Origin of the sequence: Catenulispora yoronensis (assembly GCF_039531695.1) — a bacterium.
Classification (GTDB): Bacteria; Actinomycetota; Actinomycetes; order Streptomycetales; family Catenulisporaceae; genus Catenulispora; species Catenulispora yoronensis.
In genome coordinates this window covers 1-14,299 of sequence record NZ_BAAAQN010000013.1, presented here as the reverse complement: position 1 = coordinate 14,299, position 14,299 = coordinate 1, and the positions used below count along the sequence as shown (strand labels likewise).

The following is a 14,299-nucleotide window of genomic DNA, read 5'->3' as shown; positions in this document are numbered from 1 at the left end:
GGGTCACGAAGAACTCTTCAACCAGTCGATGAGCTCGTTGTTGAACCGCATCGGCGCTTCCTCGTGGGCGAAGTGCCCGATGCCCTCCAACAGCCGCCAGCGGTAGGCCGCGGTGACGTAGCGGCCCGAGCCGCGTGCCACATGGGGAAGCAGCGCGCTGTCGAGCTCCCCCTGCAAGTGCAGCACCGGGACCCGGATCTCGGTGCGCATCCGCTGCGCGTACCGCATCCCGTCCGGCCGCACGAGCGACCTGATGAGCCACCGGTAGTACTCCAGCGACGAGTGCGCGGCGCCGGGCACCAGCATCGCGTCGCGGTAACGCTGCGCGACGTCCAGCTCCGGCCATCCGGTGGCGCCCCACTCCGCGAGCAGCTGTTCGACCAGCATCGCCGCGTCCCGGGTCAGCGCCTTCTCCGGGGCCCACGGCCGCTGCGCCGACCACATGAACCGGGCCGCCGAGATCTGCTTGGGGTCGGTCAGCAGCCCTTGGCGCAGCCGGCGCGGGTGGGCCGAACCGGTGACGGCCAGGCGGTTCACCGCGGCCGGGCGGAAGACCGCCGCGGTCCAGCCCAGGAAGGCGCCCCAGCCGTGGCCCACCAGGGTGGCGTTGGACTGCCCGAGGGCGCGGATCACGCCGGTGACGTCCATCGTCAGCGTCAGCGGGTCGTAGCCGCGCGGCGTCTTGTCGCTGCCGCCGTAGCCGCGCAGGTCCACGGCCACGGCGCGGTACCCGGCCTCCGCCACCGCCGGGAGCTGGTGGCGCCAGGACCACCAGAATTCCGGGAAGCCGTGCAGGAACAGCACCAGCGGGCCCTCGCCCAGCTCCGCGACGTGGAAGCGGGCGCCGTTGGCGGTGATGTCCCGGTGCGTCCACGGGCCGGGGAGGCGGATCGGATCGGAATCCTGCATGGCATCAGCCTCCCACGGCGGGGGCTTGTGGGGGCTCGCGTCCAGGGCGCGGGGGGCGTGCGCGGGCGGCCCGGACGCAATATTGGCTGGCCTGGGCGGCGCGGCGATGTTAGCCATGGACTATGAGCCTCGATCCCGCCGCCTATCCGGTCCGTCCCATCACTGTCAGCGAACGGCCGGCCTACGCCGCCCAGTTGAACCTCGGGTTCCACGAGAACCCCTCGCCGGAGGCCCACGACCTGTGGGAGCGGCTGCTGCCGGTCGAGCAGACGGTGGCCGCCTTCGACGGCGACGAGCTGGTCAGCACCGGCGGCCACTTCGACTTCCGGATGACCGTGCCGGGCGGAGCGAGCGTCGCCGCGGCCGGTGTGACGGCCATCACGGTGAAGGCCACGCACCGCCGGCGCGGCATTCTGACCTCGATGATGCGCCACCAGCTGCACGGCTGGCACGAGCGCGGCGAGGCGCCGGTCGGCATCCTGCTGGCCTCCGAGCCGGCCATCTACGGCCGGTTCGGCTACGCCCTCGGCGTGCACCACGTGAACCTCACGATCCCGCGCGGCGACAACGGCCTGTCGAAGGTGGCCGGCAGCGACAAGTTCCGGATGCGGCTGGTCGACCCGGCCGAGGGCTACGAGCGCTGCCAGGAGGTCTACGCGGCCACCCTGCCGACCCGGCCGGGCCTGATGCCGCGGGTCGGCGACCCCGAGGTGGTGCGCGAGGCCACGATCAGCGACCTCGACTACTTCCGGCACGGGGCCGGGCCGCTGCGCTGCGTCCTGGCCATCGACACCGACGGCCAGGTGGCCGCGTTCGCGCGGTACCGGGTCAAGGAGGACTACAGCAATCCGGCGCGCCCGCAGTGCCAGGTGCGGCCGAGGGATGTCTTCGCCCGCGACGTCGCCTCCTACGCCGCGGTCTGGCGCTTCCTGTGCGACCTCGACCTGACCAGCGAGATCGATGCCAATGTCCCCGCCGACGACCCGCTGCTGTTCCTGCTCGACGACGTCCGGGCCGCGGCGCCGCGGATCCAGGACATGCTGTACGTGCGGATCGTGGACGTGGACCGGGCCCTGGCCGCCCGTCGTTATGCGGTCCCGGTCGACGCGGTGTTCGAGGTCTCCGACCCGTTCTGCCCGTGGAACAGCGGCCGGTGGCGGCTGCGCGGCGACGCCGACGGCGCGGTGTGCGAGCGCACCACCGACCCCGCCGACCTGCTGCTGGGCCCGCGCGAACTCGGCGCGGCCTACCTCGGCGGCTACTCGCTGGCGGCGCTGGGCCGGGCCGGCCGGATCGAGGAGCTGACGCCGGGAGCGCTGGCGGCGGCTTCGCGGGCGTTCCTGAGCGACAGTGCGCCGTTCGTCGCGTTCGGATTCTGATCGGTACAACGGCTTTACCGGGGCCGCACCGCGGGCTGTACCGCGGTGGCCTGGCCCCTGCTTCTGATCCATGTCGCCGTCTCATACTGTGGGCGGTATGACAGAGGCATCCGAAACGGACTACAACGGCGTACTCCTGCGGCGGCACCCGGCCGAGGGCAACGGCGTGGTCGCGGAGATCGTGCTGGACCGCGCCGACGCGATGAACGCCATCTCGACCGGGATGGCCGCCGCCATCCGGGACGTCGCGCCGGAACTGGCCGACGACCCGGCGGTGCGCGCGGTGGTGGTGTCGTCCGCGCCGCCCGCCGCGGAGGGCAAGAACCACGCCTTCTGCGTCGGCGTCGACCTGAAGGAGCGCAACCGGATGAGCGACGCCGAACTGGTCGCGACCCGGCCCGCGTTCCGGCGCACCTGGTCGGCGTTCGGCTCGCTGCCGATGCCGGTGATCGCCGCGGTGTCCGGATACGCGCTTGGCGGAGGCTGCGAACTGGCGCTCGGCTGCGATCTGATCGTGGCCGACGACGGCGCGGTGTTCGGGCTGCCGGAGGTCTCGGTCGGCGTGATCCCCGGGGGCGGCGGGACGCAGACGCTGGTCCGGCGGGTCGGGATGAACCGCGCAGCCGACCTGATCTTCACCGCACGGCGCATCGACGCCGACGAGGCTGACCGGTTCGGGATGATCGACCGGCGGGTCGCCGGGACGTCGACGGCGCGCGGGGCGGCTTTGGAGTTGGCGCAGCAGATCGCGAAGAACTCGCCGATCGGGGTGCGGAACGCCAAGCACGCGCTGAAGGTCGGGGCGGATCTGCCGCTGGCCGCCGGGCTCGATGTGGAGGACGGGGCGTGGCGGGCCACGGCGTTCTCGGCGGATCGGGCTGAGGGTGTGCGGGCGTTCGTGGAGAAGCGGAAGCCGGTGTGGCCGTAGGGGAGTTGAGGGGGTCGGGTCGGGCTGGGCCGGTCTGACCTGACCTGATCCGGCCCGACTTGACCTGACCCGGCCCGGCCCGGCCGATGGCTGTGTTCGTCGGGCCGCGTCGGGTTGGATCGGGTCGGATCGGGTTGCATCGGGTTGCATTGCGTTCCGTCGAGTTCCGTCGAGTTGCGCAGATCACCAGTCCGCAGAGCGTTCGGGGTTAGTCGTGGGGCGCTGCGCTTGCTAGCGTCTTCGGTGACGGCGGTGTGCCGTCCACAACGTGTGCAGCGAAGCCGGTGCGAGTCCGGCGCTGTCCCGCAACTGTGAGTTCTCCTTTGGGGAGCGAGCCAGGTCGCCTCATACGGTGTGTCAACGTTCGGCCCTCGCGGTTCGGGGCGGTCCGGCTGTGCACATCACGGTCACCTGGGCCGGCGTGCGCTGTGCGGGTCGCGGATCAGCCGGAGGAGCTGACCTCGTGCATTCTCGTCTGCACAACGCGGCGCGGCATGTCGCCGTCGGTGTCATAGCGGGCTCGGCGCTGCTGGCGGCCGGGTGTTCGTCCTCGAAGTCGACGCCGGCCGCGGGGTCCGGGGCGACCGGGGCCTCGACGTCCGCGTCGAGTGCGGCGTCGAGTGGTTCGTCGAGCGCTTCGTCGAGTGCCTCGGCCGACGCCGCGGTGTTCCCGGCGACCGTCACCGCCAAGAACGGCGCGGTGAAGCTCAGCGCGCAGCCGAAGAAGATCGTGTCCCTCTCGCCGTCGGCGACCGAGGACCTGTTCGCGATCGGCGCCGGCGCGCAGGTGGTGGCGGCCGACGACCAGTCCGACTTCCCCGCGAACGCGCCGAAGACCGCGCTGTCCGGCTTCAAGCCCGACGCCGAGGCGATCGCGAAGTACAACCCGGACCTGGTGGTGGTCGCCGCCGATACCTCGAACATCGTCGAGGCCCTGGGCAAGCTCAACATCCCGGTGCTCTGGTTCGACGCGCCCAACAGCCTGGACGACGCCTACTCCCAGATCACCGCGCTCGGCACCGCGACCGGCCACGCCGGCGCGGCGACCTCCGAGGTCGCGGGCATGAAGGACAAGATCACCGCCGCCCTCGCCGCGACCAAGAAGCCGGCCACCCCGCTGAAGTACTACTACGAGGTCGGCACCCCGGGGAACTACAGCGCCACCTCCAAGACCTTCATCGGCTCCATCCTGACCGGGTTCGGCCTGGCCAACGTCGCCGACGCGGCCGACAAGACCGGCGGCGGCTACCCCCAGCTCAGCGACGAGTACCTGGTGACCGCGGCCCCCGACCTGGTCTTCCTGGCCGACACCAAGTGCTGCCAGCAGACCACCGCCACCGTCACCGCCCGCCCCGGCTGGTCCGCCGTCCCGGCCGTGAAGAACGCCGCCAAGGGCACCATCGTCGGCCTCGACGACGACATCGCCTCCCGCTGGGGCCCCCGCCTGGTCGACCTGGTCCAACAAATCTCCGACGCGGTCAACAAGGCCCAGGGCTGAGCCGCGACGATGGGGCGCGCAGCAACGCCCGGCCCGCTCCCGGCCGACACGACGGCGACGCCGAAGGTGACGCTGTCGGCCGGGAGCGGAGCTGGTGCTGGTCAGGGTGCTGACGCGGCGGTTCCGGGCGGCTTGGCGGCGGCGGAACTGGCTGAGTCGGGCGAGGCTGCTGATGTAGCGGTTCCTGGCAGCTTGGGTGAGGTGCCCGAGCTGGTTGGAGCAGCGGAACCGGGCGGCTTGGCCGCGGTTTCCGAGCTGGCTGGCGGGGCGCAACCGGCTGAGTCGGTCCGGTCGGCGGAGCGGGGTGGATCGGCAGGTTCGGACTCCCCAGCCTCTCGCCGCCGCCTGGCGCGTCCGACCATCGCGGTGCTCGTTGCCGGGGTCGTGCTTCTTGGCTCTGTTCTCGTTGCGAGTCTTGGTGGTGCCGCCGGGCTTCCGGTTGCCGGTACCGTCGCCGCGTTGTTGGACAAGGTGCCGTTTGTGCGGCTTGGGACCGGGCTCACGCCGGTGCAGCAGGGGGTGCTGGATCAGATTCGGTTGCCGCGCGTTGTTCTGGCGACGGTTGTCGGGGCGTTGTTGGCGCAGGCGGGGGCTGCTTATCAGGGGGTGTTCCGTAATCCGTTGTCGGACTCCGGGACTATTGGGGCTTCGGCGGGGGCCGGGATGGCGGCGACGCTGGTCATCGTTTATGGCGGTGGGCCTGAGCACACTGTGGTCGGGATCGGGGCGGTGCCGTTGGCGGCGTTCGTCGGGGGGTTGGCGGGGGTGCTGGCCAGCTATGTGCTCGGGACGTTGGTCGGGCGTGGGGGGACCGCGTCGTTGATCCTGGCCGGGGTGGCGGTCAGTTCGTTCGTCGGGTCGGTGCAGGCGTTCGTCATGCAGAGCAGCAGTGCGGATGTGAAGCAGGTCTATTCGTGGTTGTTCGGCAGCTTCTCGGCTGCCGACTGGGGGTTGGTGCGGTTGGCGCTGCCGTATGCCGCCATCAGTGTCCTGATTGTCACGCTGCATGCCCGGCATCTGGACGTGCTCGCGCTCGGGGACGACGAGGCGGCCACGCTCGGGCTCAATCCGGTGCGGACGCGGCTGATCGTGCTCGCCGCCGCGTCGTTGGCGACGGCCACGGCGGTCGCGGTCAGCGGCATCATCGGGTTCGTCGGGTTGGTGGTTCCGCATGTGGTGCGGCGGGTGGCCGGGCCCGGGCACCGGTTGCTGCTGCCGCTGAGTCTGCTGGTCGGCGGGGCGTTCCTGGTGCTGGCCGACCTGCTGGCGCGCACCGCGCTGGCGCCGGCCGAGCTGCCGATCGGGGTGGTGACGTCGTTCGTCGGCGCGCCGTTCTTCGTGCTGATCCTGCGCGCGACCCGGGGGCGGGACCGGTGAGCGCGGTCAAGGCGGTCGGGGTGCGGGTGGCGTTGGACCGCAAGCCGATCCTGCACGGCGTCGACCTCGTCGTGGCCGCCGGTTCGTGGCACGCCGTCCTCGGTCCCAACGGCGCGGGCAAGTCCACGCTGTTGCGGGCGCTCGCCGGCCTGCTCCCCCACGACGGCGAGATCCACGTCGGCGGCCAGCCGGTCGCCCGGCTCGGCGCCAAGCACCGGGCGCGGCTGATCGCGTACGTCCCGCAGCAGCCGCGGTTGCCCGGCGACATGACGGTGGGCGAGTACGTCCGCCTCGGCCGCACGCCGCATCTCGGCTATCTCGGCGTCGAGTCGAAGGACGATCGCGCGGTCGCCGCGCGTGCCCTGGAACGGCTGGACCTGACCGGGTTCGCGGCCCGGCGGCTCGGCGCGATGTCCGGCGGCGAGCGGCAGCGCGTGGTCCTGGCCCGGGCCCTGGCCCAGCAGGCCGGCGTCCTGCTGCTCGACGAGCCCACCACCGCCCTGGACCTCGGCCACCAGCAGCAGGTGCTGGACCTGGTCGACGAACTGCGCGCGACCGAGGGCCTCACCGTCGTCAGCACCCTGCACGACCTCAGCCTCGCCGCGCAGTACGCCGACGAGCTCACGCTCCTCGTCGCAGGCGAGGCGGTCGCCCGCGGCACCGCGCGCGAAGTGCTCACCGAACAGCGGATCGCCGAACACTACGGCGCGCGGGTCAGGGTTTTCGACGACGGGGAAGGTCGTCCGGTCGTCCACCTGGTGCGCTGAACCATAGGCACTCCAGCCAGTGCAAGGGCCACAAGGGCCACAAGCGCCACAAGCGCCACAAGCGCCTACGGCGAATAAGCCACCTGCGGCACGTCATAACAGTTCGCGTCCATGTCCGGCACCCGCGTCACCCAACCCCCGCGGCCGCCGTTTGCCGCGTCCTGCCACTGCGCCACGTTGAAGCACGCGTGCGTGGTCCCGGTCGGCGCCTTCACGTCGAACACCGTCGGCGTGATCATCCCGTGCGCGTCGTACGGCTGCCCGGAGTTCATGAACTTCTCCACGCACGCCCGCGTGACCGCCGTCCCGCACGACGCCACCGCGTCCGTCAGCCACTGCGCCGACACCCAGCCGTCGACCTCCCACTCCGACAGCTTCCCCTCGCGCTCCGGGAAGTACTTCGCCATCGCGTCCCGGAACGCCTTCACGGCCGGGACCGACGTGTCCTCGTAGTTCCGGTTGGAGGAGTTGGCGTAGAGCAGGTTCCGGCACTTCGGCGCGTCCTTGTACGTCGCCGCGATCGTCGCGTCCCAGCTCTGCACCGTCGTCATCTTCGCCACGATGGGCACCCCGACGGCGTCGATCGCCTTGCACAGCCTGGCGTTCCCGGCGGTGTCGATCGTGTCGAAGACGACGTCCACACCCTTGTTCTTCATGTCCAGCGCGGCCGAGTTGAAGTCCGACAGGATGATATCCAGCTGCTCCGGCACGACCGTGAATCCCTCGGCGCGCAAAGCTTGTGCTTCATACGCAGCGTAACGCGCCGAATCCGCTTGGTTGTATGAGACGAGTCCGGCGATGTGTGCCTTGAGTGTGGACTTCGCATAGTGCTCCGCCTCAGTGGAGGAGTAGAGCTTGCCCAGCCACCCAATGCTTTTACCGTCTCGCGGATAGTCACTGCCATAGATGGAGTACAGGTGCGGATAGCGGTCATACGCGTTGCTAATCGGCTCGCCGCCGATATCCGGCACACCCTTGGCGGAGATGTACGAAGCGCCGTCATAGGCGAACGCTGAGTTACCGGAGAACGCGAAGACTTTGTCCTGGTCTATCAGCTTGTGCGCACACGACACGTCCGTGCCGCCCAGGCCCTGGTCGTCGCAGGCCACGACCGTGATCTGCCGGCCGTTGACACCCCCGGCCGCGTCGAGTGCTTTGAAGAACGCCTGCGCGCCGTACCTGGGGCCGGAAAAGGTGTCCGGGCCGAGCAGCGAATCGACGGAGTCGATCATCCCGATCTTGATCGATGTCGCGGTGACGCCGATCTCGGCGATGGCGCCCGGAGCACCCGAAGCACCCGAAGAACCTGGAACACCCGAAGAACCTGGCGAACCCGAGGAGCCCGCGGAACCCACGACCGCCGTACTCCCCGCCGACCCCGCAGCCCCCGCCGCCCCGAACGCCGAATCCGGCAGCCTGGTCCCGCAGGCCGCGCACGACACCCCCGCGATCAGAACCAGTCCCGCCCCGAGCGCGCCCAGCCGTCGCATCGGAGCGTCACGGCCCGGGGGTGATCGCCCGGCCGCCCCCGTCGCCCGGGGCCGGCGGCGGCACCGGCCCGCCGCTGCCGCCGGGCATGATGACGGTCGACCCGCCGGAGTGGGTCGAATGCGCCACCGCCGCGATGCCGGCGACCATGCCGAAACCCGCCACGCACAGCACCCCGGCCGCGATCCTGGTGCGGACCCGCTGCCGGTGCCGGATGCCGTCGCCCAGCGCCTGCACCGTCGCCATCACCTCGTCGACGTCCGGCAATCCGGGCTCGCCGACGGCGAAGGCGGTGCCGATCAAGCCGCGCATGGCGTTCTCGCCGGCGGCGGCGTCCACCGCGCTCATCCCTGTCCTCCCTCGGCCGGCCCAGCACCCATTGCTCAGACCGCCTGGTGTAGAGACGAGTCGAGCAGCCCTTTGAGTTTCGCCAAAGCCCGAGCCGTGTCCGACTTCACGGTGTTGGCCTTCATCCCGAGCGCCTCCGCGGTCGCCTCGACGCTCAAATCGTCCCAGAACCGCAGTGCCACCACGGCCCGCTGCCGCGGCGAGAGCTGTTTGAGCGCCTCCATCAGCGCCAGCCGGGTCTCGATCTCCGGGCCCTCGGTGCCGGAGTCCGGGAGTTCGGCCGTCGCCACTTCGTGGTTGCGCCGCTTGCGGGACTCGTCGATGTAGGTGCGGACCAGCACCTGGCGCGCGTAGGAATCGACGGCCTCCACCGCGCGCACCCGCGACCAGGCGACGAACAGCTTCGCGAGCGTCTGCTGCGTCAGGTCCTGGGCCTGGTGCCAGTCCCCGCACAGCAAGTACGCGGTACGTCGGAGCGCGCCCTGCCGCGCGCTGACGAACTCGCGGAAATCCTCGTTCCCCGACCGCATCCGTTATCAGTGGCCTTCGACTGTCGGCGATGGTGCCCGGCTGTTCTGGTGGCTCCGCTCCTGGTCCGCACCGCGAGGCGCGGCCCGCCGCGACCGGTCGGCCGCGCTTCCCCGCTCCCCCCGCCGCCGGTCAGCCGCGGTTCACGACCGCGTCGGTCAGTTGGCCCAGCACCCCGGTGGCCGCGTCGGCCGCCTTGGCGGTGTCCGGGACGGTGGCTTCCAAGTCGTAGTACCCCGGTTGCGGCTGTGCGTACCCCCGCGTGTAAGTGAGCACGACATACCGGCCGCGGCGCTGCGCGACCACGGCCACCGCCTGGTTGGTCTTGCTGTCGGCGTAGACGAACACGCCCTGCGAGTCGTCCCAGGAGGGGCCGACCTCGCCGATGCCGCTGCCGACGATCGCGGTGCGGTCCGTGGGGCCGCCGCAGCCCACGGTGTTCGGGTCGACCTTGCCCATGTGCGACACCGCGGCGTGCGCGGCCTCCGCGCTGGAGAACACGATGGCGGTGCTGACCACCCAGTGCGCCGGATTGCCGTCGCCGGCCGGCGCGGGGCTGGAGGCCGGCGCGGACGGCGTGCCCTTCTTGCCCGAGCTCGACTTGTTCGTCGAGGCCGGGGCCGAGGGCGCGGTGGTGACCGGGTCGCCGGGCAGCTTGTCGGCCTTGAACGCGGTGGTGATCGGCACCAGGGTCTGGGCCTTGGTGTCGATCATCCCCGCGGTGCAGTCCTGGGCCTGGCGGATCAGCAGCTTGCCCGAGTCGTAGGTGGTCCAGGGCTGCCACTGGTTGTCGGTGGCGAACGCGGTGTCCAGCTCGGCCGCGGTGAGCTGGAGCGAGTTCAGGATCTGGATGTCGTTCTCGTTGGCGTTGGCGTCGGCCGGGCCCGAGGACGAGGAGCTCGGGCCGGATCCGCTGCCGGACTTCGAGCTGGAGCAGGCGGTGGCCGTCAGCACGGCCAAGGTCAGCGCCGCGCCCGCGGCCGTGGTCCGCCGCAGCGCCGACGCGCCCGCCTGCGGGACGGCGGTGGTGCGAGAAGTCCGCCGAGATATCCGCATTGTCCGCGGTCCTCCCCTGCCGAAGTGCTGCCGATCGCTCAAGTCTTCGGCACTCTACACTGCGGACTTTTTGCTGGAAGCCACGAACCGGCGTCTATACGCCGAGCCGCTACAACACTGTGACCTCAAGCTCTCCGTCGGCATACGCTCGGCGCACTTCTTTCTTGTCGAACTTGCCCACCGAGGTCTTAGGGACTTCCTTGAGGTAGGTCCAGCGCTCAGGAAGCTGCCATTTCGGGATCAGGCCGGACAGGTACTCGGACAGCTCGGCCGCCGCGGCGGTGTGGCCCTCGCGCAGCACCACCGCGGCCAGCGGCCGCTCCTGCCAGCGCGGGTCCGGGACCGCGACCACGGTCGCCTCGGCCACCGCCGGGTGCGCCATCAGGTGGTTCTCCAGCTCCACCGAGGAGATCCACTCGCCGCCGGACTTGATGACGTCCTTCGCGCGGTCCGTCAGCGTCAGATAGCCGTCGCCGGTGATGGTGCCGACGTCGCCGGTGCGCAGCCAGCCGTCGTGGAAGCGCTCAGGGTCCTCGTCGCGGTAGTAGGCGCCGGTGATCCAGGGGCCGCGCACCTCCAGCTCGCCCACCGCCTCGCCGTCGTTGGGGACGATCGTGCCGTCCGGCCCGGCCAGCCGGGCCTGCACGCCGGCCGGGAACCGGCCCTGCGTGACCCGGTAGGCGAAGGCCTCCTCGCCCTCGGTCCCGGCCGGCGGGTGCGAGACGCAGCCCAGCGGCGAGGTCTCGGTCATGCCCCAGGCGTGGATGATGCGCATGCCGTAGCGCTCCTCGAACGCTGACATCAGCGCCGGCGGCACCGCCGAGCCGCCGACCACCGCGCGCTTGAGCGTGGAGATGTCGCCGCCGTGCGCGTCGAGGTGGTGCAGCACGTCGTTCCAGATGGTCGGCACCGCGCCGGCGAAGTCCGCGCCGGACTCCTCGATGGCCCGTACCAGGGCCGGGGCCTGCAGGAAGCGGTCCGGCATCACCAGAGTGGCGCCGGTGAGCAGCGCCGCGTAGGGGATGCCCCAGGCCATCGCGTGGAACATCGGGACGATGGTCAGGATCCGGTTGGCCTCGGTCAGGCCGAACGACTGCGGCATCGCCACCTGCATCGAGTGCAGGTAGATGGAGCGGTGGCTGTAGACGACGCCCTTGGGGTTGCCGGTGGTGCCGGAGGTGTAGCACATCGCGGCGGCGTCGGTCTCCGGGACGGCCGGCCAGTCGTAGCTCGTCGGCTTGCCGGCCAGCAGGTCCTCGTACCGGTGCACGGCCTTGCCGGCGGCGGCCAGCGGCGCGGGGTCGCCGTCGCCGACGACGACCACGTGCTCCACGGTGCCGAACCCGGGCAGCACCCGGGCCAGCAGCGGGATCAGCGAGCCGTCGACCAGCACCACCTTGTCCTCGGCGTGGTCGGCGATGTAGGTCAGCTGGTCCGGGTAGAGCCGGATGTTCAGGGTGTGCAGCACCGCGCCCATCGAGGGGACCGCGACGTAGGCCTCCAGGTGCTCGACGTTGTTCCACATGAAGGTCGCGACCCGGTCGTCGCCGCGGACCCCGAGGTCGTCCCGCAGCGCGTGCGCCAGCTGCGCGGCCCGGGCGCCGAGGTCGGCGAACGTCGCGGTGCGCAGGCCGTCGGCGGTGACGGTGTGGATGCGCGATCTGCTGTAGACGGACGAGCCGAACGCCAGGAGGGTGGAGATGTTGAGCGGAGTCTCCTGCATGGTCGAGCGCATCGCGGACCTCCTGACCCGGCGGCCGGGTGGGTTACCGGCCGGTATGCAGGTCAGTCTGCATCGACTCCGGCGGATTCCGGAAGGGCTTGTGGTGCAGGCGGGCGAAGCGGGGCCGGGATGACCAGCCGGGCGTCGCGCAGCGCGCCGTCGGTGCGCAGCTTGGCCAGGGCGCGGGAGGCGGTGGACTTCACGGTGCCGGCCGAGATGCCCATGACCGCGGCGGTCTCGGCCTCGGAGAGGTCCTCGTAGTAGCGCAGGACCACGACCGCACGCTGCCGGCGGGGCAGCTTGGACAGCGACTCCCACACCGTGGAGCGCAGCTCGAACTCGCCCGGGCCGCTGTCCTCCCAGGCCTGCTCGGGCAGCTGGTCGGTGGCGTACTCCTCGACCCGGCGCTTGCGCCACCAGGAGGTCTGGGTGTTCACCAGGACCCGGCGGACGTAGCCGTCCAGCGCGCCTTTGTCCTGGATCCGGTGCCACGACAGGTATGTCTTGGCCAAGGCGGTCTGGAGGAGGTCTTCGGCATCGGCGCGATTTCCGGTCAACAGGTATGCCACGCGGAGTAACGCACCGGAACGTTCAGTGACATAGCGCGAGAACTCCTCGTCTCTGTCCGCCGTCACGACACAACGTTATGCCGAGGGGGCGCCGCGATGACAATCGAGGGCGGTGCTGTTCGGCGCCGCGAGCGGTTGTTGTGGGCTGCGTACAGAAATCCCTTGCGGTTCTTGGTGGATGCCCTACCGCTGGGCTCCAGTATTGAGTACCGTTTGCGCAACGATCCCACCACTTCAGTGGACATTGATCACCACCAGCACAGCGGACACAGCGGCAACGGGGGCCGCCTCATTCCGAGCTTTTGAGCCGAGGCGGGCGACACATGGCGAGAACTACGAGCAGGGTTCCGGACTCGCACTCCGGAGAACGGTCAGGCAGCCGATGAGCGTCGCGTACGAGCAGCAAAGAACAGGCTCGGCCCTCAGCGGGTCCGGGTCGCGGTCGCAGAGTGAGCTCGAGCGCCAGTACCACGTCGTGCTCCAGGACTCGTTGGGGCACCCCGCGCTCGGGTTCCGCGACGGCACGTGGTTCCGCCTGACCGTGTCCGGTCCGCAGCCGCTCCAGCTGCGCGGCGCGATCCGGACCTGCCCGCACGCCGCGGGGTCGATCGTGCAGATCGCGTGCTGGTGGATGCGGGAGAACCCGTTGCAGCCGCGGTCCCTGGACCTGGCCACGGAGCTGGCGCTGACGGTCGGCGAGCTGGTCCGGGTGTGCCCGGCCGACGGGCTCGGGTCGACGTCGATGGACCTGCTGCCGATGGCGATGGCGGCGGTGGCGCAGAGCGTGCCGCCGGCTCCGGCCGCGCCCGCGCTGCCCCCGGCGGCCGCGTCGCCGGCGGCCGGTGCCTACGGTGCGTACGGCGCCGATCCGCTCGGCTCGTCCTCGCCGCTGAGCAGCGGCGGCGGCTTCGCGACCACGAACAGCACCAGCGGCGGCTACACGGCGGACCCCCTCTACGGCGCGGCCAACGCCTACAGCGCGGCGAACGGCTCCGCAAACGGTTACAGCTCCGCCGCCGGGTACGGCACCGCGACCGGCTCCAGCAGCGACTACTCGTCGGCCAACGGCTCCAGCGGCGGCTACGCCACGACCAACGGCTACGACAGTGCCGGCGCCTACAGCTCGGCGAGCGGTTCCGCGAGCGGCTACGGGTCGGCCAGCGGGTACGGCTCGTCCAGCGCGTACGACGCGAACGGTTCCACCGGTGCCTACGACGCCAACGGTTCCACCGGCGGCTACGACACGACGGCCGCCGGATACGGCTCGACCAGCACGGCCGCGAACGGCTACAGCTCCGCGAACGGCTCCGCCGGCGGGTACGGCACCGGTTCGTACGCGACGCCGGACACCTCGCAGAGCACTTACTCGTCGGCGTCGGCCTCGGGGTCGGGGTACGCCAACGGCTCGGCCTACGACGCCGCGCACACCTCTTATATGCCGGCCGCGGCGCCCGCCGCCCCGGCGCCCCCGGCTGCCTCCGCGCCGGCGTCGAGCGGCTGGTTCGAGCCCGCCGACGGGCTGACCGGGACCGGCGGCTTCCCGAAGGTGCCGCCGGCGCCGGTGGTGGGCCGCCAGGGTGCGCACAGCGCCGGTGCGGCGCCCGCGCCGAAGCCGTATCCGCCGTCGCCCCGGGGCTACGGAGCCTCCTCGCAGCCGCAGGCCGCGCTGCCCGCCGCGGACGGCGCGGACTGGGAGCCGCGCTCGGCCGCGCCGCGCCGGCCGTCGCAC

At 71.2% G+C, this 14,299-nt stretch carries 12 protein-coding genes, 1 pseudogene and 1 riboswitch; of the genes and pseudogenes, 6 read left to right on the top strand and 7 right to left on the bottom strand.

The features are described 5' to 3' along the window. Positions 1-3 precede the first annotated feature (3 nt). Positions 4-909, bottom strand: coding sequence for an alpha/beta fold hydrolase (locus tag ABD481_RS13260; protein ID WP_344665918.1), 906 nt, complete (start codon positions 907-909; stop codon positions 4-6). Between the two features lie 122 nt (positions 910-1,031). On the opposite strand from ABD481_RS13260, the gene ABD481_RS13255 reads away from it, so the two are divergent. The 5 genes from ABD481_RS13255 (at position 1,032) to ABD481_RS13235 (ending at position 6,858) form a co-directional block, all read left to right on the top strand. Continuing rightward, the gene (locus ABD481_RS13255; protein ID WP_344665917.1) at positions 1,032-2,288 is read left to right on the top strand and encodes a GNAT family N-acetyltransferase; all 1,257 of its coding nucleotides are present in this window, start codon (positions 1,032-1,034) and stop codon (positions 2,286-2,288) included. A gap of 97 nt (positions 2,289-2,385) precedes the next feature. Beyond that, positions 2,386-3,216 (top strand): enoyl-CoA hydratase/isomerase family protein, encoded by an 831-nt coding sequence (locus tag ABD481_RS13250; protein WP_344665916.1) that lies wholly within the window; start codon positions 2,386-2,388, stop codon positions 3,214-3,216. 224 nt (positions 3,217-3,440) lie between these two features. Next, positions 3,441-3,578, top strand: a riboswitch (cobalamin riboswitch). Between the two features lie 113 nt (positions 3,579-3,691). Next, on the top strand, positions 3,692-4,714 hold the full coding sequence (locus tag ABD481_RS13245; RefSeq protein ID WP_425559169.1) for an ABC transporter substrate-binding protein: 1,023 nt from the start codon (positions 3,692-3,694) through the stop codon (positions 4,712-4,714). Positions 4,715-5,080: 366 nt separating this feature from the next. After that, on the top strand, positions 5,081-6,091 hold the full coding sequence (locus ABD481_RS13240) for a FecCD family ABC transporter permease (protein ID WP_344665914.1): 1,011 nt from the start codon (positions 5,081-5,083) through the stop codon (positions 6,089-6,091). Continuing rightward, positions 6,088-6,858: an ABC transporter ATP-binding protein gene (locus ABD481_RS13235; RefSeq protein WP_344665913.1), complete on the top strand. Its 771-nt coding sequence runs from the start codon at positions 6,088-6,090 to the stop codon at positions 6,856-6,858. Before ABD481_RS13240 ends, ABD481_RS13235 begins: the two co-directional genes overlap by 4 nt. A 65-nt stretch (positions 6,859-6,923) precedes the next feature. Here ABD481_RS13235 and ABD481_RS13230 read toward each other — a convergent pair whose 3' ends face one another. The 6 genes from ABD481_RS13230 to ABD481_RS13205 all read right to left on the bottom strand — a co-directional run bounded on the left by ABD481_RS13230 (position 6,924) and on the right by ABD481_RS13205 (position 12,636). Next, entirely contained in the window at positions 6,924-8,348 is a 1,425-nt protein-coding gene (locus tag ABD481_RS13230; RefSeq protein WP_344665912.1) for an ABC transporter substrate-binding protein, read from the bottom strand. A 7-nt stretch (positions 8,349-8,355) separates the two neighbouring features. Beyond that, positions 8,356-8,694 carry a hypothetical protein gene (locus ABD481_RS13225; RefSeq protein WP_344665911.1) on the bottom strand — a complete coding sequence of 113 codons (339 nt, stop codon included), beginning with the start codon at positions 8,692-8,694 and terminating at the stop codon, positions 8,356-8,358. Positions 8,695-8,729: 35 nt separating this feature from the next. Next, positions 8,730-9,224: a SigE family RNA polymerase sigma factor gene (locus tag ABD481_RS13220; protein WP_344665910.1), complete on the bottom strand. Its 495-nt coding sequence runs from the start codon at positions 9,222-9,224 to the stop codon at positions 8,730-8,732. Between the two features lie 130 nt (positions 9,225-9,354). Next, positions 9,355-10,278, bottom strand: coding sequence for a hypothetical protein (locus ABD481_RS13215; protein ID WP_344665909.1), 924 nt, complete (start codon positions 10,276-10,278; stop codon positions 9,355-9,357). Between the two features lie 109 nt (positions 10,279-10,387). After that, positions 10,388-12,013 carry a long-chain fatty acid--CoA ligase gene (locus ABD481_RS13210; RefSeq protein ID WP_344665908.1) on the bottom strand — a complete coding sequence of 542 codons (1,626 nt, stop codon included), beginning with the start codon at positions 12,011-12,013 and terminating at the stop codon, positions 10,388-10,390. Positions 12,014-12,063: 50 nt separating this feature from the next. Then, on the bottom strand, positions 12,064-12,636 hold the full coding sequence (locus ABD481_RS13205; protein ID WP_344665907.1) for a SigE family RNA polymerase sigma factor: 573 nt from the start codon (positions 12,634-12,636) through the stop codon (positions 12,064-12,066). Positions 12,637-12,952: 316 nt separating this feature from the next. Here ABD481_RS13205 and ABD481_RS13200 point away from each other — a divergent pair. Continuing rightward, positions 12,953-14,299 (top strand): annotated as a pseudogene (locus ABD481_RS13200) (hypothetical protein); the annotation flags it as partial.

Bases quoted from the DNA above. Each gene is read 5' to 3' on its own strand.
- ABD481_RS13260 (WP_344665918.1), bottom strand. From the start codon at position 909: ATGCAGGATTCCGATCCGATCCGCCTCCCCGGCCCGTGGACGCACCGG.
- ABD481_RS13255 (WP_344665917.1), top strand. From the start codon at position 1,032: ATGAGCCTCGATCCCGCCGCCTATCCGGTCCGTCCCATCACTGTCAGC.
- ABD481_RS13250 (WP_344665916.1), top strand. From the start codon at position 2,386: ATGACAGAGGCATCCGAAACGGACTACAACGGCGTACTCCTGCGGCGG.
- ABD481_RS13230 (WP_344665912.1), bottom strand. From the start codon at position 8,348: ATGCGACGGCTGGGCGCGCTCGGGGCGGGACTGGTTCTGATCGCGGGG.
- ABD481_RS13225 (WP_344665911.1), bottom strand. From the start codon at position 8,694: ATGAGCGCGGTGGACGCCGCCGCCGGCGAGAACGCCATGCGCGGCTTG.
- ABD481_RS13220 (WP_344665910.1), bottom strand. From the start codon at position 9,224: ATGCGGTCGGGGAACGAGGATTTCCGCGAGTTCGTCAGCGCGCGGCAG.
- ABD481_RS13215 (WP_344665909.1), bottom strand. From the start codon at position 10,278: ATGCGGATATCTCGGCGGACTTCTCGCACCACCGCCGTCCCGCAGGCG.
- ABD481_RS13210 (WP_344665908.1), bottom strand. From the start codon at position 12,013: ATGCGCTCGACCATGCAGGAGACTCCGCTCAACATCTCCACCCTCCTG.